Source organism: Alkalihalobacterium alkalinitrilicum (assembly GCF_002019605.1).
In the GTDB taxonomy this organism is placed as follows: domain Bacteria; phylum Bacillota; class Bacilli; order Bacillales; family Bacillaceae_F; genus Alkalihalobacterium; species Alkalihalobacterium alkalinitrilicum.
Window position 1 is genome coordinate 1,353,691 of record NZ_KV917368.1, and the last position, 21,900, is coordinate 1,375,590.

The window sequence follows — 21,900 nt, forward strand, 5'->3', positions numbered from 1 at the left end:
AGTTATACGGTCTTTGCTATTGTGTAAGAAGAAGAAGCACCTATACGTTTTTTTGTATAAGTGCTTCTTCTAATATATTGAGTAAGTGACGTTGAACATTTTATGATTCGTGTTCGATTTACGCTACTTTCTTCTCTTCATCATCAATTTTAAAGTTCGCTTCTTGTCGGTTTAACTTTACTTTATAACCAAACAATCCAAGAATAACGATGGTTCCAGTTGCTCCTAAGATATAAGAAGTGGTCATGGGTAGACCAAACCCGATCGGTGCATTAAAAATGAAAGTGAGAGCAACCATTGTCATGAATGTCGCAGGGATTGTTGCGACCCAATGTACCTTGTGTTGAATAGCTAGATACATTGCTCCAACGAATAAGGCAATCGCACTAATGGCGGCATTTGTCACCCCAAAGTATCTCCAGAGTAATGTGAAATCCATGTTAGTCAAAACAAACGAAATTACAAATAACGGTAAAGCAATCCATAAACGACTTAATAACTTTAGTTGCGGAAGATTAATGTATTCAGCGATAATCATTCGAGCTGAACGGAACGCTGTATCACCTGATGTAATTGGCAATACGATTACACCTAATACCGCTAAAGTCCCACCAATGGCCCCTAATAATGTAAAGGCTACTTCACTAACAACAAGTCCAGCTCCACCAGTGGCAATGAGTTCATTTAAATCGGTACCATAGAAAAGGCTCATAGCAGCTGCGGCCCAAATCATGGCAATAATACCTTCAACAATCATCATTCCATAAAAAACTTTACGGCCATTTCTTTCATTCTGTAATGTTCTCGAAATAATTGGTGACTGTGTCGCGTGGAAACCAGAAATTGCACCACATGCAATTGTAATCATTAATAATGGAAAAATAGCTACTCCTGCCGGGTGCATGTTTTGTAGTGTTAATTCAGGAATTGGTGCTCCTGTTATAACAAGCATTCCACCTACCCCAATTGCACTAATGACTAAAAGAGCTCCTAAGATTGGATAAATTCGTCCAATAATTTTATCTACAGGTAATAAAGTTGCAATAATATAATAAACAAAAATGGCTCCTGTAATAATACCTAACGCAATAACACCATCCATTAAGCTAAATAAAAGTCCAGCTGGTGCAGTCACGAAAACGGTACCAACTAAAAGTAATAAAAGTACTGCGACTGCATTAACTATGTGCTTCATACTATTTCCTAGAAATTTTCCTGCTAATTGAGGCAAGTGCGCCCCTTTATTCCGAATAGAAATCATTCCTGTTAAATAATCATGAACAGCCCCAGCAAAAATACTACCAACGACGATCCAGATAAAGGCGACTGGACCATAGAGCGCACCCATAATTGGACCGAAAATAGGCCCAACTCCCGCAATGTTTAATAGCTGGATCAACGAGTTGCGATTCGTTCCCATTGGAATGTAGTCAACTCCGTCTCTCATACTATAAGCAGGTGTTTGTCTCGCTTCTTTCACACCGAATATTTTTTCAATCAACTTTCCGTACGTAAAATAACCAATAATTAAAAGTGCGATAGCAAATAAAAATGTGAACAACTGTGAACACCTCTTTCTTTGAATGCGTTTTCATTATGCTATTATTCTAGCATCGCCATCCGAAATTGTGACAAATATATGACTAACATGTCGAAAGAGAGTGTTGAAATGTATATTTCCACGTTTATAACGTTAGTAATTATAGTTCTAATTGTTCCCTTAAAGATTTTACATAATTTCTACTAACAGGGATTTCACCTTTCTTTCCTTCTACTTTTAATTGATAAGCTCCATTAAACCAGGGAATCAGTTCTTCTATCTTATTAAGGTTTACTAAATAACTCTTATGTGTTCTGAAAAATGGGTACCCTTTAAGCTTTTCCTCTAATTCTTTAATGGGCGCCTTTAAGTTATAATTTCGATCTTTTGTACAAATGATCGTTTCTCTTTCTTCTCGATATAAATAAACGATTTCAGATGGAGGTAAATAAACTATACGACCTTCGTCCTCAACCGCAAGTTTTGATACTTGATTTGGCTTTTCGCTAATTTTACTCTTAAAACGTTCCTTTACCCTTTTCATCGTTTCATGTAATTGTTCTTCGTCAAAAGGTTTTAATAAGTAGTCCAATGCCTCTACCCGAAACGCTTTTGCTGCGTAATTTGGATATGCTGTAGCAAAAATAATAAGCGGTACCTTCTTCATATTTTGAATTGTACGTGCTAAATCTAAACCCGACATTTGCCGCATCTCAATATCAATAAATGCAACATCAGGTTCTTTCATCATGATCAGTTCTAACCCTTTTTCACCAGACTCTGCTTCAGCGACGATTTCTACTTCATTGTAGTTTTGTAGTAAAAACTTTAGCTCATCACGACTTAATGGTTCATCATCGATAATTATTGTCCTAATCATTTTTTTCATTTATTAACTACCTCCTTTCTTTGGCTATCGTAAACGATAAACTTGTCCCTTTATCTATTTTACTTTCAATATTAAGCGATGCGTAGTCTCCATACATCATCTGTAATCTACGGTTGACATTATAAAGTCCAATTCCTGTCCCAGTTTCGGACGTTACATTTTCCTGACCTACTTCTAGCAACCGTTCTTCAGTAATCCCAATCCCATTATCCATGACTGTTATTTTAGCACTATCAACTTGTTGTTTCGCCCTTATTAAGATAAAGCTTTCATTTGTCAGTTGTTTCACACCGTGCTTTATGGCATTTTCCACAATGGGTTGAAGAGTCATCGGTGGAACTTTATAAGATAATACTTGTTCGTCTATATCGTAATGAACCGTAAGTTTATCAGCAAATCTAGCCTCTTCAATTGCTAAATATGCTTTAACATGCTTTAATTCATCTTCTAATGACGTCTCTGTGGCAGTTGTACCCGCTAAGTTTTGTCGAAAGTAATGGGAAAGTGAAATTAATAGCTTTCTTGCTTTCATTGGGTCAGTTCGAATCAATGCGACAATCGTATTTAAGGCATTAAATAAAAAGTGTGGGCTTACTTGGGCTTGTAGGGCTTTAATCTCTGCTTGTTTCGCAAGCTCCAAGTGACGGTCTACTTCCGAAAGTTCAAGCTGGTTACTAAGTAAAGTTGAAAGCCCCTTACTTAGTTCTATGATCATTGGAGAAATATCTTTTTCGGATTTAAAATAAAACTTTAAAGTTCCGATTGTATCTTCCTTTATTTTTAACGGTGCAATAACCGCTGCACGCAAAGGGCAGCTTTTACTATTACACTGGATTTCATCTGGTTTTGCAATGACTAATTCCCCGTCTTTTAACACACGTTTGGTTGCTTCTGTTTTTATTTCTTGGTTACTTAAATGGTGATCTACTCCGACCCCAACAAAGGCTAAAACGTTTTCTTTATTCGTGACAGAAACCGCATCAACGTTGATTTCCTTTAATAATATCTCACTCGTCTTTTGTGCAGATCGTTCAGTTAACCCTTTTCGTAAATAATTTAATGTTAAGTCAGCGAGTCTAAGCGCTTTTTGTGCTTGTAGTGAACCCATTTTCTCTTCTTCATGAATGACATTACGAATGATTAGTATAAAAATAGCAACCCCTATGCCATTGGCAATAATCATCGGAATTCCAATACTTTCGACCAAGTTAAATGCTTGATAATACGGTCTTGCCAAAACGAGGATTAGCGACATTTGAACTGCTTCTGCAAGCATGCCGACGATTAATGCTGTTTTAATTGAAACGATGTTATTTTTATCCTTATTTTTTTTGTAAAAATAACCCGCTATAAGCCCCGCAATTATTGTCGATAAACCACAGGCAAACCCAGTGAAGCCCCCTAAGAAATACCGATGAACTCCCGCGATAACCCCTGCTCCTAAGCCGACTGTCCATCCACCTAATAAGCCAGCAACGACGACTCCAATAACTCGCGAATTCGCAATGGCCTCAGCATCTCCAATTTCTAAAACCCAGCGGCTATATGTAGCATGTTCCACATTAACAGTCAATCCTGTATACGTTCCGACAATTCCAAATAAACCGAAAATGATAATGACACTAAGTTTATGAGTAATTGATATTTCTCTTTTTTCAATTAAATGTCGAACAAATTTTAATCTTGTGATGATAAACGCCACTGCTATAATAATACCTAAGCGTTCGATCATTACTAATAAAAGTTCCCACATGATGACATCCCCTAAACTTGCTATAAATTATACGATAATTTTAATATCACATGATTTAAGAGCGTTTTAAGATACTATGAATAATTTGTAAGTATCTATTTTAATTTTACAATCATTTTTGTACATTTTAGATATTTCCCACTTTATAACTTATGCTTCCTAATACCATCTTTTGAAGTGCATTTAAGCCATTACTTCCTATTACGATATCATCAAATCCATGTTTATGGCACAATTGCTTCAGTAATAAGCTTCATATAATCCTTTTGGGTTTGCAAGTCTTCCTTAGCTCAAACTCGAAAATTCCATTATTTATCACGCTATCTTTCCCTTTTAGTTATTTTTCCTTCCTTTTCCTTAATGTTGCCTGTTAAAAAACGGAAGAGATTATTATTTGGCACTATAAGACTTTGTCCAAGAGGTACTATGAAATTACTGAATTAATTCCAATTCACGATTATAACAAAAAATCGAGTAGGAGGGGGTGACTAACCCCCGACCTCTCACACCACCGTACGTACGGTTCCGTATACGGCGGTTCACTTAGGTATGACGTAAGTGGTTATATCTGTCTACTAGACTTTTCAGCTTTTTATTTCGCCAAAACTCTAGGTTAAGCGTCGTGTTTAAAACAGGACTGTTCGAGATGCGCCAATATTTCTTGCGGGAATTACCCCATTCATAAGCTTTCTCCTTGGGAACTCCAAGAGAGATAAGCCTTTTTATTTTAGTTTTAGGCAATTTCCATTGCTTCCATAAACACATCCGAAGTCTTCTTCTCAGTGATTCATCAAGGCGTTTAAAGGGAGTTGGCGTATCCGCCAAGGCAAAATATCCACACCATCCAACGAGGTATTTATTGATCTTCTCAATACGCTCTTCCATTGAGATGGAGTGTGAGCGTGATGTTAGTTCTTTGATTTTGCTTTTCGCTCTCTTTATACTCTCTTTGGCGATACGGATCTTTGGTGACGGGTGAGGAGTAAAACTGAAACCTAGAAACTTTCGTTTCCACGGTCGATCTACTGCGCTTTTCTCATCATTCACTTTCAGCTTGAGTTTCTTTTCAATGAAAGTTGTGAGGGAACTCTTCACTCGTAGACCTGACTTCTGTGTTTTCACGTAGATATTACAGTGAGTAGACCGAGGGAACCTCCCCCTCAGTCTCTCTCAGAACCGTACGTGAACCTCTCAGCTCATACGGCTCCCATTATTCATTGCCGGTAGTAATCCATATTTCCAATGCGCAAATAATTTGCGTTCTCGCCGAGCAATAGCTCCTAACCAATATTCTGCTCTTCTTCGATGTTTTCGCTTCTTGTATTTTCGGCGAACCCATTTTACCAAGCAGCTATTGATGTAACGCAATACACTATACATTTCTGATTTATAGAAATGTCCATAATAATTAATCCATCCTTGGATTTTCTTATTAAACATGTTGGAAATATCCTGCAGAGTTTTATCTGCTTTGAGCTGTAATCGCCAACTTCTCACTTCTTTTCTGATTGCTTTCTTTGCCTTATCAGCAATAGCTGGTAAGAAGTTTGTGAAGAATTTTCCATATTTGTTCTTTGAGTGTCTTGGTCGAAATGTGTATCCGAGAAAATCAAAAGTAATAGTCGGATAGTTCCGTTGTCTATCATCATCTTTACAGTAGACAATTTTCGTTTTCTCCAAGTTCAACTCCAATCCAAATAATTGAAATCTTTCTTCCAGTCTTCGTTGAAGATATTTTGCTTGTTTCAATGAAGTACAATGTGCTATTCCATCATCGGCGTATCTTGCCCAAGGAATACTTGGAAATTCCTTCGCCATAAAATCATCAAATGTATAATGAAGAAATAGATTCGCAAGAACTGGACTGATGACTCCTCCTTGCGGAGTGCCAGAAGTTCGCTCTGCTAACGTCCCGTCCTCCATTTGAAAAGGGGTAGTTAGCCATCTTTGTATATATAAGATGACCCATTCTTGATTTGTATGTCGTTTTACCATTTCAATGAGGTAATCATGTCGGATATTATCAAACAGTCCCTTAATATCGAACTCTAGCACCCAGTCTTTTCGCCAACATCTTTTCCTTGTAGCCTCGATCGCTTGGATTGCCGATTTGTTTGGTCGGTATCCATGAGAATCTTCATAAAACAATTTTTCCACTGTTGGTTCAAAATATAGTTTCGCAACCATCTGTGCCACTCGGTCTTCGACTGTAGGTATTCCAAGTGTTCTTGTTCCACCATTCTTTTTGGGAATAGCTACTGCTTTTACTGGTTTTGGAAAATAGCTTCCTGAAGACATACGATTCCATAGTTTGTACAGATTATTCTTCAAGTCTAGTTCGAAACTTTCAATAGACTGTTCATCAGTCCCGTATGTCCCTTTATTGGCTTTTACTCGTTCAAATGCAGTCAGAACTGCATTCTTTGAAATACTAAACGGTTTTGTTTCTCGCATAGGTTCCTCCTCCTTTCAAAGTTGACCTATCTTTGAAACTGAATAACTCGGGTTCTTTGCTCCGCTTCTATTACAGAAGTTTCATAACTACTACAACCCAATCTGCCCCTATGACTGCATCGGTACTCTTTTCTTGTGGGTCTTCCACTTGAAATACTCCCTTAACATCAGTCCGTAGGTTCCCACGTTCCGTACAAACGCCTGTGTTATGTTCATGCCACCTTTATGCCGCCCACCACTTAGACAGTAAACAGGTTTCCTCTAAGCTCATCCTAAGTTAACGACTACCCCCTAGTTTTGATGGAGTCTCTACGCTTTCGACATTTCCGTAAGTGGTTCACATGACCATTCATCTCCATAACACGCACTTGACAGTTATTGACTGCCTTTTCCTTAACGCTCAATACCATAGCTTTTGACTACAGCACCTTAAGGTAGTTTGAAATCTCCACCTGTATGGCGACTCCGACGGGCCCACCGTCATCATTTGTACAGCATAGTTGCTTTGAGTAGTCTCGCTACTCACGCACACTTTCGTGGCGCACAGTCATCTGCGTACCTGACAAACTTGTGCCCTCTCTTTTCCAGTTCCTTATCAAGTTCATCTAACATGATATTAGATAATAACGGACTTAACGGCCCGCCCTGCGGGACGCCTTCTTCGCTGATACCTTCCACACCGTTTATCATGATTCCTGATTCTAAGTATTTTCTAATTAGCCTTAGAATCGTTTTATCATGGACTCTTTTCTCCAAAAGACCCATAAGCATATCGTGATTCACTCTATCGAAAAATTTTTCTAAGTCCATGTCTATCACCCATCTGTACCCTTCCTCTATATATGCCCTCGCTTCCTTTACAGCGTCATGGGCTCTTCTTCTTGGTCTGAAACCATAACTATGTTTAGAAAAGGTTGGATCATAAATCGGGGTTAAGACTTGGGCAATCGCTTGTTGGATGAGACGATCGGTCACGGTAGGAATGCCTAGTAACCTTATGCCACCATTCGGTTTCGGGATTTCGACCCGCCTGACTGGCATAGGCTCGTAGGTTCCGTCTTTAATTGAATTTCGGATGTCGTCCCAGTTAAGTAGAAGATGTGCTCGTAGGGATTTTACAGGCATTTCATCTACACCGTGCTTACCCTTATTCTTTTCGACCCGCTTTAGAGCCGAAATCAGATTGTCCCGTGACAACAGTTGTTTCATCATTTCGATACATCCTCTCGCGTGAATGTCCGTTCTATTTGTGCCATTGTTTATTCCACCCTCTTAAAGTCCCCCACGGGATTCACCGTTTCCTCCTTTAAGTAAGTCCAATTTGGATTGTCTGTATCATCATAAACAATGAACGCCTAGCGCACATTCTTCCTAAATGTTCGGCCCTTCCTCGACTATCTTAAGCTAGTCGAGTACTATGACCTCTGCTGACTTCTGACTGTTCAGCTATTTATCGCTAAATAGGTTACCGAGTGTGCTCGGCTTATCAGTCAGACCTCCCCAGGTAAGAGTACAATCTTTCCTTCCATCTATCTGCTTCATTTACTCTGTATCACCTTTGGCAGAAAGGACTTTGTCTTGTTTAGCAGACTCACCCAATGATACCTAGCCTTATATGAAGTTCGTGTTCCTCAGACCGGAAGTTTGCCGCTCGCTTCCTTCAGATCCTGCGTCACCACAGGCACCCTTGCGTTAAGCTACTGCTACTTCTGCCTTCACAGTTCGGGACTTTCACCCTATAGATTGCACCCATGCTGGGCGCACTAAAAAAAGCACTAAGACCGAAATCTTAGTGCACTTCAGATAATTTTTTTACGCGATATCTAATGTTCCAATTAAGGCACCTAGAATTTGACCTAATACCTGAATATTTGCAGCGATTTGAGTGTCTGTAGTTGTAACATCAATACCTTGTGAATTATCAATGACAACTTTTTGGATGGTTTGTTGTTTAATTTTTGAAGACTGAAGTAAATCTTGGGTAATTTTTTCTGCCTTACTACTATCGGCAATCGAAATATTAATGATTAACGCAATAACGGCTTGTAAAGAAGCTTGTAGAGACACCGCTGCTTTCGTATCCGTCGTGCTCACTGTAATATCACAAGAATTCATAACATGAATTAACTCTTCAGAACGTTGAATTTCTTTGTTAATGTTGGCAGCTTCTAATTCAATTCGGTCACTCATAAATTTAACTCCTCCTTTACACGTGATAATTTACCATATGTAAAGAGTCCACTTTTGGTATGGACAACTACCCACGACTCATGCTCATTTTTAAACAAGAAGAAAGTTACATAAGATATTGGTCTACTGACCTAATCTAAAAATCTTTTCTGGTCCTCTACTGACGGTACCATACAACTTCCTCTCTGGCCGAACCATCGGTACCGATTTATTGCGATCACATTATATATAAAATCTCGAATCGGTGTTGGAATGACGCAAAATAGCCAGAGAAATTTCCACGCTCCATTTAGATTGCGACAAACATGTAAGGCCGCACTTGATTTTTGATAACACTGGTTATTCTTGATTAAGACAAAGCTATTCATATCCTGAGTTAATCCAAGCTGCTCTAGTAAGCTTTTACCAATTTCGCTTTGAAGTGAAGCAAATTTAAAATAGCCATTACGATCTCTTTTTATAATAAATTGTAAACTTTGATTGCAAAAGTTACACTCACCATCAAATAGAATAATACCGCTCATATTGTCACTCCTTCAACGATTTACATTTTCTTCACTTCAGGTTAAGTGTCCCCCACCCAAGGAAATATTAGTTTCAACGATTTATCACTTCTCTAATGTAAAATTATAGCTGAACATTACGTTTTTTTAATGAAATAGTAACATATATAATTATATAAGTGTTTATTAAATTAAAAGAAGCACTACGTGTTTGGTGTGGAAAACTCCGAGGACGTGTATTAAAAAGATTCTTGAATACAATAGCAATTGCACCAGATTATGTTGTCGAAGTAAGAATGATCGCTAAAGATTTCCTGCATGATAATAGAGGTGTCATAAACAATGCAGCGAAAGCTTTAGAAAAAGCGATTGATAAATAAATCGTTTAGGGAGTATTTAGCGTTTTTCTTTGAAAAATTGATTAGAACACACACATGAATATAAGATATAAAATTGTTACTTGAGTAAAATTAAAAGTTCCCGCTAAGGTAGGTTTACTTCAGCGGGATTTTAAACATTCAACGGTTTTAATGTTTATAAATTTGGTTTACATACTTTCCGTAGTCAGGAACAGCGATACGGCCAAAATCATTAGCAAGCATACTTAAATTATTTGCCAACGCTTCTCCGACCATTGGTAATCCATGTCCAGTCACTGCAACCGACGGTCTTAAAGATTCTAATTTTTTTACTGATTCCCAAGAAGCTTTCCAATCGGGTGTAAAGTATCTTGGCGGACCACTTATTTGTTGTTCTTGGGTTATAACTGAATATAGAGATTCCTGCTTAACCGTTACAAAGGCATCACCTACAATTAAGGTTCGGTCTGCATCTCGAAACAACGATACATGGCCAGGAGTATGACCAGGGGTATGGATCCAACGAAATCCTTCCATTTTAGGAATGCTTCCATCATCTGGTAGAGGATGAATATGCACTCCTAGGTTTATCGGTTCATTTGGAAACAGGGATGATAACTTTGCGACAATTCCCCCTTCTACCGAAGGATCAGGTTCGGGGTAACTCATTTTACCTGTTAGGAAAGGTAACTCTAATTTATGGGCATATACAGGTACTTGCCAATGACTTACTAACTCTAATATTGCTCCTACATGGTCAAAATGTCCGTGCGTTAAAATAATTGCTTTTGGACGACTACTTGAACCAAAACGTTTTTCCGTAATAGAAATAATTTCATTAGCGGAGCCTGGCATCCCCGCGTCAACTAAAATAAAATCATTCCTTTCCCGACTCCCTACTAAGCATATATTTACAATTTGAACATTATAACAATATAAATCGGAGAGTATCTCTACCCCTTCACCACTTGTAAATGAAATAGCAGGAATCGGTTTATAATCACTGCCATATGTCATCGGTTGTTGTTCCATACTTAGCTCCTCATTTCTTCTCCTATAATGGCAATAGTAATAATATTGGAATCCATTAAATAAATTATGTAGCCAATTATGATTTTGAGTCGAAGATTTAGGCTTAACCAATTAGTTAGAAATATTTACACACGTAATGAACACTATTGAAAAAATGGAAATTCAAATGGGGTCAGCGTATAATGGTAAATAAGTCAAGTGGTTATTTTCTCTAAAAAGGACCGACCTTAAGTAAAACTCTATTTTCCCATTATATGGTAATAGAATTCATCTACCTACAGAACTTTATAATAAAACTCCTCTAGAACGTGAAAGGATCTTGCTTTTTCATCCTACAGAGGATACCACCTAGCAAATATAAACTTAGATTTTTTCACGTATTATTCGTACTTGTAGGACAAGATCCATACTGCTGACCCACGAGGTCTTTTGCCTCAGACACCAATAACAATGTGATCTAACGTCCTAGGGGAGTTTTATTTTGACAAAGATAATGTCTTACAAAAATCGCTATAAAGGACCTCAGTTATACCTACGAGAATTTAACATATCCAACGTTAATACATTCAAGTTGAGTATTAATACTTTTTTTAAGCAGATTGAGTAAGTCCTGGTGAGACAAAGTTTTCAAAGAATTTTTCTACATTGGGACTTCGCAGTTTATTTCTTATGACTTCTACTAACACATAGTTTTCTTGATCAGTACGGTATAATGACTGATGTCGAATCATTGAAAAGGCTAGACGTATCATACGGTTTCCTAAAGCAACGTAAGCTTGGCGAGTGTGTTTCCCACGCTCTTTCAGGGCCAAATATCTCTGTCTCATCTCAGGGTTATTGACAGCTAAAGATTTTCCTACCTGGTACACAATGTTTCTGAACGGGCGCCTTCCTTGTTTAGAAATGCCGTAATAACTAGGTTTATGGCCTCCAGATTGTTTGACTATCGGATTTGTACCAGCTAGCTTTATTAGTTGTCCTGCATGGTCAAAATCGGTGATATCCCCCATTTCTGCATAGAATTCAGCACCCGTAACAACTCCTATTCCAGGTACAGCTAAAATAATAGCGCCAGGGGTCTCGATAAACAGGTCTTCAATTTTCTTCTCTAACCGTTTAATTTGATTATCTAATAATTCTAACCGGTCTAATTTTTGAGCAAGAAGATAGATATCAACCTCTACATTCTCCTTAGGCTGAGAAATAGAGCTTTGTGCAAAATCTAGTAAACATTCAATCGTACTATCACGCAGTTTCAAATTTTCACGAATAGATAACTCACGTAACCCTTCTTTACCCAGTTCTAGAATATCGTTAGGGTGTGGGTAATGTCTCATCATATAGCGCGGGGCTTTACCAAACAATTTAGAGAAGGGTTGGACATGTTTTCGCTTTCCATTATCCCAAATACTTTTTCCTTGGAATTCACGAAATACATGGTCTATATGCATCCGAATTAAGTTCTGTGTAGAAGTCCGGTCATCAACTAATTCACGGCGTGCGCGAGTTAATTTTTGTAAAGAACCTATACTGCCTGAACGTAGCTCACTAGATGTTCCTCTCCCGTGGATCAATGACTGTATAATAGCCATGAGATCAATATTATCTGTTTTAGACCAATTTAAGAGAGCTTGCCTTTCTTGGTCCGTTGTCGCTGCATTTATGATTCGGACACGGTATCCTTCTTTATGACATCGACGAACAAGATCTTCGTAATAATGCCCAGTGGTTTCAATTCCTACCACAACCTCTTTCATACCATACTTTTCTCTTTCCTCCCGAATATGCTTTTTAACTATGTCTAACCCTGTTAGAGACGCATCAAACTCAAACGGTTTAACTAATATATCCCCATAGAACGTACAAATCATTGCTTTATGTGTATACTTAGCCGCATCAATTGCCACCATTAATAGGTTTTCAGTCCCAGTTTCTCTTATAAACTTTGCCCACTGACTTCCGTTTTTCCCTTGAATATGGTTCAATAATGTATAAGTCATCGTTTTCATCTCCTTTAGTAAAGGTGTTGTAACTGGAAGTACTGTGGTAGGTCCTTCTATTTTACAATGAAAACGGTGGCCTTTTTTATTTCCTTGAACTATTTTCTATACTAGACACTCATCATTATGATAAGAGTATCTGACTCCATTTTTTACTCCAACCACTTTTGTAATTCCGTAATAAATTCTTGAGGGTTATCCATCATTCCCATATGCGAAGTATTGGTCGTTACTTTTGTAATTTGTGTCGACGTTGCATGAAAAGGACTTTCTGATAAGTCTTTTTTTCCTTCTATAAAAAGCATCGGTATATCTACTCTATCAAGCATTTCTACTTGATTTGGTCGTTCTTTCAACGCATGTAATGCGGCTTTCGCTCCTTCAACTGTCGTTTGCTCTGCATGTCGAAAAGCTTCAATAACATCCTTGGGGTTGCCTTGAAACGCAAAATAAAGTGGGAGTCGTTTCTGAGCAAGTGCAGTTACCCCCTCTCTTTCAACCAAGGCAATATGTTCAACTCGTTGTGCTTTTTCTTTTTCACTATCTGCAACTGGAGAGGAATAAACAAATGCAGCTCTTTTAACATAGTCAGTATATTTCTCTACAGCTGCCATTGTTATATAGCCACCCAATGAGTGACCGATCCAGGTTACCCTTTTTAGTTTTAAAAATGTTAGCAATTCAATAATTCTTTTGGTATAGTCATAAACTGTTTTTTCATTCGATAGTGGTGACTTTCCATGACCCGGGAGATCAATTGATATTACATCATATGTATCGATTAAATCAGGTCTGACTTTATCGTAAACGCGATTTGTACTTAAAAATCCATGTATTAAGAGAAGAGGTTCACCCGTACCTTGACGATGATAATGTAACAAATGAAAAACCACCTTTTGACGTAGATTGTTATAAAGTGAAACTTCCATCAGTGAGTTTTTTATCTTCTCCCTCTGATGGTAAATTGAGACCCACATGATGTGGGTCCCACAGACGTTGCCTCAGGACGTCTTATATTTTTAGCCTGTGTTCATTTAGTTTTTACTGGGAGTTTATTCCCCCACTTATCCTTCATATATTCCTCGAAGTTTTGATGTGAGAATACTACTGCCGTTTGAGGATGGATGAAAATTTTTAAAACTCGATATATAGTTTTTGCAAAAAAGTGGTTATTTATTTTAAGTTAAAGCATACTAACTAACGCAATCTCAACAATTAAATAAATCCATTATATTTGACACTCTACCCTTCTATCTCTATAATTAAAAATTGTAATTAGTATGTATAGCAACTAAATTAATATTGTGAGGGAGACCTTTGAAACTATCTTTACATGACTATATTAGTATTAAGATTCACCAAACAGATTTACATTTAACAAGTTATATTAAAGCTAAGTTAGAAGCTTTTAATATTGCTCCAGAACAAAATTTGATCATGATGCTTCTTTGGGAAAAGGATGGTTTAACACAAAATCAAATCTCCCTCAAGCTTAACAAAGATAAAACAAACATTGCACGTATGGCTTCTAACCTCGAAAAAAAAGGCTTTATTTCGAGAAGGAACTGCAATGATGATCGTCGGTCAGTGAAGTTATTTTTAACGCCTGATGGCAAAGCGCTTGGTGAAAAAGTAATTCCTATCACAGAAGAATTTAATGAAAATGTGATAAAGGATATTACAGATGAAGAATTAGAACTATTAGAAAAAATTCTAATTAAGATGAGCAAGAATGTAGACTGTTTTTACAAGTAAACAGTTACATTCATATTTAAAAGTTGCTATACCAACTTCTTATTTTTACTACTTTAGTTGCTATTGCAACTATTTTAGAACAGACATCTTTGGAGGGGTTATTGTGTCACACGTACTATTTATTAAAGCAAATTCACGTCCTATTGAGCAAGCTGTTAGTGTAAAACTCTATCAAGCCTTCGTAGATAGCTATAGAGAATCTAACCCAGATGCTGTGATTACAGAATTAGATTTATTTAATGAAAACTTACCTTATTACGATACTAGTATGATCAATGGTATGTTCAAACTTGGAAAAGATATCGAATTATCTGCTGAAGAAAAAACAGCAACTGAAATTGTCAACAAATATTTAAACCAGTTCCTAGAGGCAGACAAAATCGTCATCGCTTTTCCATTATGGAATTTCACAGTACCTGCTGTATTACACACTTATTTTGATTATCTATCTCAAGCAGGAAAAACATTTAAATATACTTCTGAAGGTCCAGTTGGCTTAATTTCTGATAAAAAAGTAGTTCTTCTAAACGCACGTGGTGGTGTTTACTCTGAAGGCCCAGCTAAGTCTGTTGAGATGGCTGTCAACTACGTACAAAATATATTTGGATTTTGGGGAATTCAAAATCCAACGACGATCATCGTAGAAGGCCATAATCAATACCCCGATCAAGCTGAGAGTATAATTGCTGACGGTATCAAAAAAGCTATAGAAGTAGCGAAAGGTTTTTAATTTCAATTTAACAGGTATCAACTAGGGATCATAATGTATAGTCCTCTAGTTAATATAATTTTATAAAATAACGGAGGTAATAATTATGTATGAAATAGCGATTATTGGCGCTGGGCCTGCAGGTGCAAGTGCAGCATTATTCACTGCAAAAGCGGGCAAGAAGACAATTGTAATTGATAATGAAAAAAGCATGACGAACCGAGCTTGGGTTGAAAATCACTATGGTGTTAAAGAAATTGAAGGTCCTGCCCTTCTTGAACTCGGGAAAAACCAAGCAAAAGAACAAGGTGCAGAACTTGTAACGAAAACAGTGACCAATATTGCTAAAGTTAGCGACCACTTTACGATCACAACCGATGATAACAACGTAATTGAAACAAAACATGTTTTACTAGCAACAGGTGCCTTAACTGATCTTGCCGATAAAATCGGAGTAAATCTCATCTCTGGGACAGAACCTAGAATTAAATCAATAGTTGACGTTAATTCTGATGGAAAAACGAACATCGATGGTATTTGGGCAGCGGGAACCATTGCAGGTGTAAGTGTTCATACTATTATTACTGCAGGCCATGGAGCTTCTGTAGCTATTAATATTATTAGTGAACTTAACGGGGAACGTTACGTCGATCACGATATATTAAAATCGTAACAATACAAAAGGTGTCCTATTCTAGGGCACCTTTTGTAATTTTTCAATATATAACATAACTTCACAAAGTTACGAAGAACTACTTATCAGATCATAAGTATTGATATACAGGATACTTAAGAAAAACATCACCTGTTGTTTGAGGTTTAGAAATATATTGATTTTGGTAGTTATAAGTCTGAATAGATGAAACTGATACTACGTCAAGAAATTAGACACAGATTTTCTACCGCGCTTTCGCTTGGTGGCTTTCATAAAAAAGTTCAAAGAAAAGCACTTTAACCCTTTTTATGAAAGGTAGATTCTATGCTGCTATTAAATGATACTTTTTCTCGAATTCAATTGGTGTGTGATAATCAAGTGTAGAATGAATTCGTTTTGAATTATAGAAAAACTCAACGTATTCTAAGATGGATTTTCTTGCTTTGGATCTAGTTCTGAACTTTGTTTGATAGACTAACTCTCTCTTAAGAATTCCATGAAAAGATTCGATGCAAGCATTATCGTAACAGTTACCTTTACGACTCATACTGCAGACCATTTTGTACTTGTTTAATAGTTTTTGATATTCACTTGAAGCATACTGAGCACCACGATCTGAATGATGAATCAGTCCTGGTTTGGGTCTTTGGCGTTTATAAGCCATTTTTAAAGCATTGATAACTAACTCTTTCGTCATTGTTTTATCCATTGCCCAACCAACAATCTTACGAGAATATAGATCCATAACGCTCGCCAAATACAACCAGCCCTCGTTGGTTGAAATATAAGTGATATCAGTTACCCAGAATCGGTTAGGCTGATCTACTTGGAACTTACGATTAAGTATATTTTCACTGACTGGATGTTTGTGTTTTGAGTTGGTTGTCGCTTTATATTTTTTAACCGTGCAGGATTTCCAGTTATTTGCGGTCATAATTCTGGATACCGTTCGTTCACTGACTTTCACACCACGCTTCTTTAGCGTTTTAGTAATTTTGACACTGCCATACCTTTGTTTGAATTCAATGTGCGTACGTAAAATCAATTTCTTTAGTTTTTCATGCTTGTTCTGACAGTCACTTTTAGGGAGACTTAACCATTTAAAATAGCCACTCTTAGAAACTCCCAAAACTGTGCACATCTTCTCCACTCGGAACTGGGAGCGTTTCTTATGAATAAATTCATACTTTACCGAGGGCTTTTCGCGAAGTAGTGCATCGCCTTTTTTAAGATTTCATTCTCTTCTTTTAGATCACGCAGTTGCTTTTGTAAGTCTTTTACCTCAGCATCTGGTGTGGCGAAGGTTTGTGCAGCTTTTATTTCTGGTTGGTGGCTATATTTTTTCACCCAGTTATACAAAGTGTTTTCATTAAGATCCATTTCTCTAGCTACTTGAGCAACAGACTTATGGTTTTCTAACACATACTTTACTGTGTCTTTCTTGAATTCTTCATCATAACGTTTACCTTTTGGCATTCGGATGCACCTCACAAATTGTTAGTTAATTTTATTATAACAATTTGTGTCCACTTTTTAGTCTAGCATCAAACCCCTCTTCCATCGTAATAAAATGATTCGTTCGAATTTGTAATCATAACTTTCCTCCAGTATTTTAGGGTTTTAAACTTCTTTTAACAGTTAATTTCGTAAATTCATTTTTCTCTTATATTTTAAAACTTCAAATATGATAGCTGCTAGAATAGAAATAACAAATATGATTGTAAGAAAAATGACAATTTTCCTTTTGAAAATGGTTAAAGTGTGATTTTTAAATCAATTTTTCACTTTCTGCTAAAACCACACCTTTGATGTATAAAGTTTTTCTCTAAAAGTTTTTAAAGATAGTTGACAGCATTTTTAGTTGTTCGGAAACGTTTTGATCTCTCATAATAGTAAACACATGAACTTGTTCACCTTCTCCAAGAACGTTGATATTGATGTTTTTTTCGTTACCTGTGAAGTTAATCTTTTTCCCTTGTTCATTGATTAAAAGAAAGGTTTGTTTATAACGACTTGGATTATTCAGTGTAGGCTGTTTTTGTCTACAAAATCCACTAGTACTTTCGTGCTGAAAGCCATGTTCTGTTAAAAAGTTTAAAATGGAATCTATAAGTGGATCAACAATTGTAAGTTTATCTTTGCTTACGGGACAATTAAAAAAGTTAATTTGTAACTCAGTCTGGATGTAAATTTTTTGTTCGTTAAATGTGACGGGGGTGTTGTGAGGTAGAGTAAACGAAAAAGGAATAACTTTCAGTTCTTGAGGGGAAATAACGAATGGTGAATCCATTTTTATGTGTAATATTTCTTCTTTATACTCACGAAAATCGGTCATATCATCATAATATTTATTAAATTCTAACTCAATTTGGATATTAATCTCTGAGATCATTTGTTCAGCGATTCCACCATAAATATGAATTTCTCCGTTCGTCTCCTTTCCTCGTTCGATTTTATTGTCATAAAGTAAAGTATTGAGTTTAGCTGAACCGATACCAATGCTTGAAAACAACTTCTCAAACATATTCAATTCTCCTCCATAAATTTGCTATTTATATAACTTATGCAGGAGTAACCGAAAATTCTTATGTAATAAATACTATTATTATCGGTTATTTTATATTTTTGATATAGCTAATGTTTAGTATGACTTAATCTCATCCCGTCCTCCTCTGTTAATTTAATTTTAGAAAATAGCTTTCACTCACCTACTCTCTACAACAAGGATGACTTTTCTTATTAAATACCCTGTAGCTAAACCTGGAACAACCGAAAGAATTGGCAACCAGACAGGACCAATTAACACATCAAAAATCATAATTTTTGGGGAATACATTGTGCCGACGGTAACAAAAAAAGCAGCAAAGACGAGTGGAAGAAAAGCAAACGGCTCTTTTCCACCGCCTGCATCTTTATACGCATCCCACATGGCAAAAAAATAGAGACACGGATAAAACAATAACCACTGAAAATCTGTTCTATCGATTGCAGTTTGAATTTCTCCAAGGAAACTTAACATAATGATTTCATTAAAATTGGCTTGTACATTCACAAGAAATTCTAATAAAACAAATAATATCCCTTTAATATAATTTTTATTTAAAATTTGAGCAAACCCAGGAAGAGCTATACTCCAAAAAATCGCCTCTGATTTTTTCATCTTAAGTACACTGCCTTTGTTGTATGTAATTTTTAAGGTCAAGGTATAGTTATTATTCCCATTTGATTACAAAATATGTTAATTATTTTGTGCAAAACTTTAAATTCCCTTTATTTATTTTCATATTGTAATAGATCAGAAACAGTAGTAAATATATATCCTTCTTGTCTTAATGCTTTTATGATTTTTCTAACGGAATTTAGTGACTCTCTTCTACTTTCATACATAACGTGCAGTAAAATGATTGACCCTGGCTCGATGTTTTCAACTACATAATTAACAATTTTATTTGAATCGATTACTATTTCTGGATAGGTTTCTGGCTCTATATTCCAAAGTATTGTTTTCCGATCATGTGTTGACAAATAATAAGGAAGAAGTATTAAGCGTTTTCCGTATGGTGGACGAAAGTGAATTTCACCGTCATAACCAATTTCCCTTATTAATTCATCTGTTCTTTCTATTTCATCTCGAATGAAACTAGGTGACTTCAATACCATTCGATGATGAGAATACGAATGGTTGCCGATTTCTGTCCCTCTGCCACAATTTTTATCGCATCTTCTTTATTCTGTTCAATTTCTTCCCCAGTTAAATAAAATGTTCCACTAACTTCTTCTTCTCTTAATATTTGCAGAATTTCATCTGGCTTTTGAGTAGGACCATCATCAAAGGTTAATGCTACAACTTTTTCGGTCCAATCAAAAGGCTCCTCCACCTTCTGATTGGTGGGGAGCCTGACCGACTACTCTGCTCCTTTAGAGTTTGGTCGTATTGTTCCGATATTAATATCTGCTTTAATATAATTTTCTCTTGGTGTTGGTGCATCAGCAAGGCGTCTTAACATAATAAGTTGTCCAACATGCGTCAAAGCATCAGCCAACGGCCCTTGTAGTAATTGTTCTTTAGTCGCTTTCATTTGTTTGTCATCTGCAATTGCTTGATCTAATTTTTCTACTAAACTATAAAACCTCTCAACTTCTACATCCCACTCCCCTATATTTTTATTTCTTTCATTGTCAACAAACCAAGAGTACGCTAAAGTAAGTACATCAGATGTATGGGATAAAATTTCAACAGGAGTACGCACCCCTTTTCCTGCTTGAAATTCTGGATAGTGTGATGGTGCGTCTTTTATTGCCATCGTTGCTCGGTAAGATAAAGTTGCAAGATAATGTCTAAAAAAATTCGTTTCCATGAAGAATCTCTCCTCTAAATAATATTTAGGAATATTTACTTATACTTTTAAATTTACAGTAAATTTCGATATTTCTCCATGGCGATTATAAATATTTTTGAAAAGTTACTTTGATTTAAAGTAAATGACTTATTACAAAAATAAGAACAATAGTAATTTTCCCCTATTATAACTTAGTTTAATGGGATATAATTATAATATCGATCTAGAGAGGGTGATTATATGAAGAAAAGTCTTTTTAATACTGGTGATCAAGTTGTTATTAAAGCGTCGGATAAAACGGTAACTATCTCTAATTGTCAGTATGTAAAAAACATGAAAAGATATTCCTACACAGTGAAGGAATATCCAACCACCTTTTTCTTTGAAGAAGAACTGTCAGAGCTAGAAGAAATAAGGAAATAATATCCTTGGAATAAACTCCAATGTTAAATTTTTTAATTCTCGGGTGTTTTGGTGAATAGCCAGAAAAGAACATCCGAGTTTTAAACATTTTTATTTTCGCAAACTAAAAAAGAGAATGCCTTTTAAACATTCTCTTCTTTGTGTTCAAAATTTTTAAAAATTTTACGGTTATCCTATTTGCTTTCGTCTAGTTTGGAAACACCAAAGGCAAGGTGTTTCCATAACAATTTTTCGACTTATAATTACAAAATACTAAGTGGATTTAGAAGTAGGAAATATTAGTGCTACTTGTAATAAAATAAATTAAAAAAGATCACTAATCTAGGGATCTCATCGCAGGAGATGTTTTCTTTCTCATCCAAACGGTCAAAAAACCAAACCCGATTGGTACAAATGTTATTCCAATACCATAGTACGTTATCGAACTTCCTAATTTTTCAAGTTCTGTAATGTTTTCAGGTAAAAATGCTATGATAAATGATATAAAAACAATGGCTGTAGAAAGCCAAGATACCTTTTGGTGAGGGGAAAAAATATCATTAATAATCTTTACTGCTAATAATTGATATAATGAAGTACTTGTAAATAAAGCCATAATCCAAATTACTAATGCAATACTTTGCAACCTTTCGAAAAACCCCCCAGGGACTTCTATCATACGAACGATTTCCATAAATGGAAAAGTCATATGTTTGACCGCTTCAATATTAAAAATAGAAAAAGTGCAGATGACAATAAGTAAAAAATTTAGTGTACATAAGATTAATATGAACGATTCCTTGAACTCCTTTACTTACAGCATACGAAGTAGTTAATAAGAAAACTCCAACTAAAATAGTGGCTGGTGTTCGGTCTAATAAGAACATATCGACTGAGATTTCCATTATTCGGGCTACAAGAGCAATGTTTATTATAAAATAAAATGCTAGCACACACCCAAAAAGTTTAGCAAACCACTTTCCAACTTTCCCTTTTAAATAAAATTGTAATAAGGTTTCACCTGGAAAATTACGTTGTAACTTAACGTACAGCATAATAATGAATAGCATAATCATTCCATTTAGAATGAGAAAATCCATCCATCAGGTGTACCTAGTTCAGTTGCAAGAGTCCTAGGAGCAGTCATTATGGAACTAGACATAACTGTTGAAAGAAAAACAATTGACATCTCCCCAGACGTTACTTGGTAGTCTAAATTTGTCATTATTACTCTCCCTCTAGCATACCACCTGTTTTTTAAGCCTTACTATTTTTTGAAGATGTCTGGTTATTTATTCCTTGCTCCAGTAAACCATTTT

General features: G+C 36.2%; 21 protein-coding genes and 3 pseudogenes. 5 read left to right on the forward strand and 19 right to left on the reverse strand.

Annotation, left to right across the window (positions count from 1 at the left end):
- Positions 1-118 precede the first annotated feature (118 nt).
- The 8 genes and pseudogenes from BK574_RS06405 to BK574_RS06440 form a co-directional block, all read right to left on the reverse strand.
- The gene (locus tag BK574_RS06405; RefSeq protein WP_078427984.1) at positions 119-1,561 is read right to left on the reverse strand and encodes a carbon starvation CstA family protein; all 1,443 of its coding nucleotides are present in this window, start codon (positions 1,559-1,561) and stop codon (positions 119-121) included.
- 139 nt (positions 1,562-1,700) lie between these two features.
- Complete coding sequence (locus BK574_RS06410) at positions 1,701-2,429, reverse strand: LytR/AlgR family response regulator transcription factor (protein WP_078427985.1); 729 nt, start codon at positions 2,427-2,429, stop codon at positions 1,701-1,703.
- Positions 2,430-2,436: 7 nt separating this feature from the next.
- On the reverse strand, positions 2,437-4,182 hold the full coding sequence (locus BK574_RS06415) for a LytS/YhcK type 5TM receptor domain-containing protein (RefSeq protein ID WP_078427986.1): 1,746 nt from the start codon (positions 4,180-4,182) through the stop codon (positions 2,437-2,439).
- Between the two features lie 543 nt (positions 4,183-4,725).
- Positions 4,726-5,316: pseudogene (locus BK574_RS06420) on the reverse strand (group II intron maturase-specific domain-containing protein); the annotation flags it as partial.
- A gap of 57 nt (positions 5,317-5,373) precedes the next feature.
- Positions 5,374-6,636, reverse strand: a complete 1,263-nt coding sequence (ltrA, locus tag BK574_RS06425; RefSeq protein WP_078427988.1) for a group II intron reverse transcriptase/maturase — start codon at positions 6,634-6,636, stop codon at positions 5,374-5,376.
- 543 nt (positions 6,637-7,179) lie between these two features.
- Positions 7,180-7,848 (reverse strand): annotated as a pseudogene (gene ltrA, locus BK574_RS06430) (group II intron reverse transcriptase/maturase); the annotation flags it as partial.
- A gap of 600 nt (positions 7,849-8,448) precedes the next feature.
- Positions 8,449-8,826: a spore coat protein gene (locus tag BK574_RS06435; RefSeq protein ID WP_075388664.1), complete on the reverse strand. Its 378-nt coding sequence runs from the start codon at positions 8,824-8,826 to the stop codon at positions 8,449-8,451.
- 131 nt (positions 8,827-8,957) lie between these two features.
- Positions 8,958-9,350: a thiol-disulfide oxidoreductase DCC family protein gene (locus BK574_RS06440; protein WP_078427990.1), complete on the reverse strand. Its 393-nt coding sequence runs from the start codon at positions 9,348-9,350 to the stop codon at positions 8,958-8,960.
- Positions 9,351-9,580: 230 nt separating this feature from the next.
- Between BK574_RS06440 and BK574_RS28775 the strand changes: the two genes are divergently transcribed.
- Positions 9,581-9,709: a hypothetical protein gene (locus BK574_RS28775; RefSeq protein WP_274379408.1), complete on the forward strand. Its 129-nt coding sequence runs from the start codon at positions 9,581-9,583 to the stop codon at positions 9,707-9,709.
- 147 nt (positions 9,710-9,856) lie between these two features.
- On the opposite strand, the gene BK574_RS06450 is transcribed toward BK574_RS28775, so the two are convergent.
- The 3 genes from BK574_RS06450 to BK574_RS06460 form a co-directional block, all read right to left on the reverse strand.
- Positions 9,857-10,705, reverse strand: a complete 849-nt coding sequence (locus BK574_RS06450) for an MBL fold metallo-hydrolase (protein WP_420796989.1) — start codon at positions 10,703-10,705, stop codon at positions 9,857-9,859.
- A gap of 605 nt (positions 10,706-11,310) precedes the next feature.
- Positions 11,311-12,720: an IS110 family RNA-guided transposase gene (locus tag BK574_RS06455; protein ID WP_078427547.1), complete on the reverse strand. Its 1,410-nt coding sequence runs from the start codon at positions 12,718-12,720 to the stop codon at positions 11,311-11,313.
- Between the two features lie 152 nt (positions 12,721-12,872).
- The gene (locus BK574_RS06460; protein WP_158211554.1) at positions 12,873-13,601 is read right to left on the reverse strand and encodes an alpha/beta fold hydrolase; all 729 of its coding nucleotides are present in this window, start codon (positions 13,599-13,601) and stop codon (positions 12,873-12,875) included.
- A 436-nt stretch (positions 13,602-14,037) separates the two neighbouring features.
- On the opposite strand from BK574_RS06460, the gene BK574_RS06465 reads away from it, so the two are divergent.
- The 3 genes from BK574_RS06465 to BK574_RS06475 all read left to right on the forward strand — a co-directional run bounded on the left by BK574_RS06465 (position 14,038) and on the right by BK574_RS06475 (position 15,857).
- Entirely contained in the window at positions 14,038-14,475 is a 438-nt protein-coding gene (locus tag BK574_RS06465) for a MarR family winged helix-turn-helix transcriptional regulator (RefSeq protein ID WP_078427994.1), read from the forward strand.
- Between the two features lie 103 nt (positions 14,476-14,578).
- Positions 14,579-15,205, forward strand: a complete 627-nt coding sequence (locus BK574_RS06470) for an FMN-dependent NADH-azoreductase (RefSeq protein WP_078427995.1) — start codon at positions 14,579-14,581, stop codon at positions 15,203-15,205.
- Between the two features lie 85 nt (positions 15,206-15,290).
- Entirely contained in the window at positions 15,291-15,857 is a 567-nt protein-coding gene (locus BK574_RS06475) for an FAD-dependent oxidoreductase (protein WP_078427996.1), read from the forward strand.
- Between the two features lie 304 nt (positions 15,858-16,161).
- On the opposite strand, the gene BK574_RS06480 is transcribed toward BK574_RS06475, so the two are convergent.
- From BK574_RS06480 to BK574_RS06500, 5 genes and pseudogenes are all read right to left on the reverse strand, one after another.
- Positions 16,162-17,315, reverse strand: a protein-coding gene (locus BK574_RS06480) for an IS3 family transposase (RefSeq protein WP_274379410.1) whose coding sequence is annotated in 2 segments (ribosomal slippage) — positions 16,162-17,060 and positions 17,060-17,315 — 1,155 coding nt in all. Because the reading frame shifts where the segments join, the coding sequence is not laid out codon by codon here.
- A 349-nt stretch (positions 17,316-17,664) separates the two neighbouring features.
- On the reverse strand, positions 17,665-18,363 hold the full coding sequence (locus BK574_RS06485) for a sporulation protein (RefSeq protein WP_075388658.1): 699 nt from the start codon (positions 18,361-18,363) through the stop codon (positions 17,665-17,667).
- 180 nt (positions 18,364-18,543) lie between these two features.
- Positions 18,544-18,999 carry a hypothetical protein gene (locus BK574_RS06490; RefSeq protein WP_078427997.1) on the reverse strand — a complete coding sequence of 152 codons (456 nt, stop codon included), beginning with the start codon at positions 18,997-18,999 and terminating at the stop codon, positions 18,544-18,546.
- Positions 19,000-19,109: 110 nt separating this feature from the next.
- Positions 19,110-19,717: pseudogene (locus BK574_RS29175) on the reverse strand (polysaccharide deacetylase family protein).
- Between the two features lie 27 nt (positions 19,718-19,744).
- Positions 19,745-20,197 (reverse strand): hypothetical protein, encoded by a 453-nt coding sequence (locus tag BK574_RS06500; RefSeq protein ID WP_075388655.1) that lies wholly within the window; start codon positions 20,195-20,197, stop codon positions 19,745-19,747.
- 222 nt (positions 20,198-20,419) lie between these two features.
- Here BK574_RS06500 and BK574_RS06505 point away from each other — a divergent pair, with 222 nt between their 5' ends.
- A complete protein-coding gene (locus BK574_RS06505) occupies positions 20,420-20,602 on the forward strand; it encodes a hypothetical protein (RefSeq protein WP_078427998.1) in 183 nt (60 codons plus the stop codon).
- Positions 20,603-20,918: 316 nt separating this feature from the next.
- On the opposite strand, the gene BK574_RS06510 is transcribed toward BK574_RS06505, so the two are convergent.
- From BK574_RS06510 to BK574_RS27370, 3 genes are read right to left on the reverse strand one after another with little or no spacing between them, the layout of a single operon-like run.
- The gene (locus tag BK574_RS06510; protein WP_238457969.1) at positions 20,919-21,290 is read right to left on the reverse strand and encodes a GerAB/ArcD/ProY family transporter; all 372 of its coding nucleotides are present in this window, start codon (positions 21,288-21,290) and stop codon (positions 20,919-20,921) included.
- 19 nt (positions 21,291-21,309) lie between these two features.
- Entirely contained in the window at positions 21,310-21,657 is a 348-nt protein-coding gene (locus BK574_RS06515) for a GerAB/ArcD/ProY family transporter (protein WP_218970546.1), read from the reverse strand.
- Positions 21,658-21,662: 5 nt separating this feature from the next.
- Positions 21,663-21,806 carry a hypothetical protein gene (locus tag BK574_RS27370; RefSeq protein ID WP_158211555.1) on the reverse strand — a complete coding sequence of 48 codons (144 nt, stop codon included), beginning with the start codon at positions 21,804-21,806 and terminating at the stop codon, positions 21,663-21,665.
- Positions 21,807-21,900: the final 94 nt, after the last annotated feature.

What these genes read in the sequence shown, in the direction of transcription:
- BK574_RS06410 (WP_078427985.1), bottom strand. Translation starts at nt 2,429, where the DNA reads ATGAAAAAAATGATTAGGACAATAATTATCGATGATGAACCATTAAGT.
- BK574_RS06415 (WP_078427986.1), bottom strand. Translation starts at nt 4,182, where the DNA reads ATGTGGGAACTTTTATTAGTAATGATCGAACGCTTAGGTATTATTATA.
- ltrA (WP_078427988.1), bottom strand. Translation starts at nt 6,636, where the DNA reads ATGCGAGAAACAAAACCGTTTAGTATTTCAAAGAATGCAGTTCTGACT.
- BK574_RS06435 (WP_075388664.1), bottom strand. Translation starts at nt 8,826, where the DNA reads ATGAGTGACCGAATTGAATTAGAAGCTGCCAACATTAACAAAGAAATT.
- BK574_RS06440 (WP_078427990.1), bottom strand. Translation starts at nt 9,350, where the DNA reads ATGAGCGGTATTATTCTATTTGATGGTGAGTGTAACTTTTGCAATCAA.
- BK574_RS06450 (WP_420796989.1), bottom strand. Translation starts at nt 10,705, where the DNA reads ATGACATATGGCAGTGATTATAAACCGATTCCTGCTATTTCATTTACA.
- BK574_RS06455 (WP_078427547.1), bottom strand. Translation starts at nt 12,720, where the DNA reads ATGACTTATACATTATTGAACCATATTCAAGGGAAAAACGGAAGTCAG.
- BK574_RS06475 (WP_078427996.1), top strand. Translation starts at nt 15,291, where the DNA reads ATGTATGAAATAGCGATTATTGGCGCTGGGCCTGCAGGTGCAAGTGCA.
- BK574_RS06485 (WP_075388658.1), bottom strand. Translation starts at nt 18,363, where the DNA reads ATGTTTGAGAAGTTGTTTTCAAGCATTGGTATCGGTTCAGCTAAACTC.
- BK574_RS06490 (WP_078427997.1), bottom strand. Translation starts at nt 18,999, where the DNA reads ATGAAAAAATCAGAGGCGATTTTTTGGAGTATAGCTCTTCCTGGGTTT.
- BK574_RS06500 (WP_075388655.1), bottom strand. Translation starts at nt 20,197, where the DNA reads ATGGAAACGAATTTTTTTAGACATTATCTTGCAACTTTATCTTACCGA.
- BK574_RS06505 (WP_078427998.1), top strand. Translation starts at nt 20,420, where the DNA reads ATGAAGAAAAGTCTTTTTAATACTGGTGATCAAGTTGTTATTAAAGCG.
- BK574_RS06510 (WP_238457969.1), bottom strand. Translation starts at nt 21,290, where the DNA reads ATGACTTTTCCATTTATGGAAATCGTTCGTATGATAGAAGTCCCTGGG.
- BK574_RS06515 (WP_218970546.1), bottom strand. Translation starts at nt 21,657, where the DNA reads ATGATTATGCTATTCATTATTATGCTGTACGTTAAGTTACAACGTAAT.
- BK574_RS27370 (WP_158211555.1), bottom strand. Translation starts at nt 21,806, where the DNA reads ATGACAAATTTAGACTACCAAGTAACGTCTGGGGAGATGTCAATTGTT.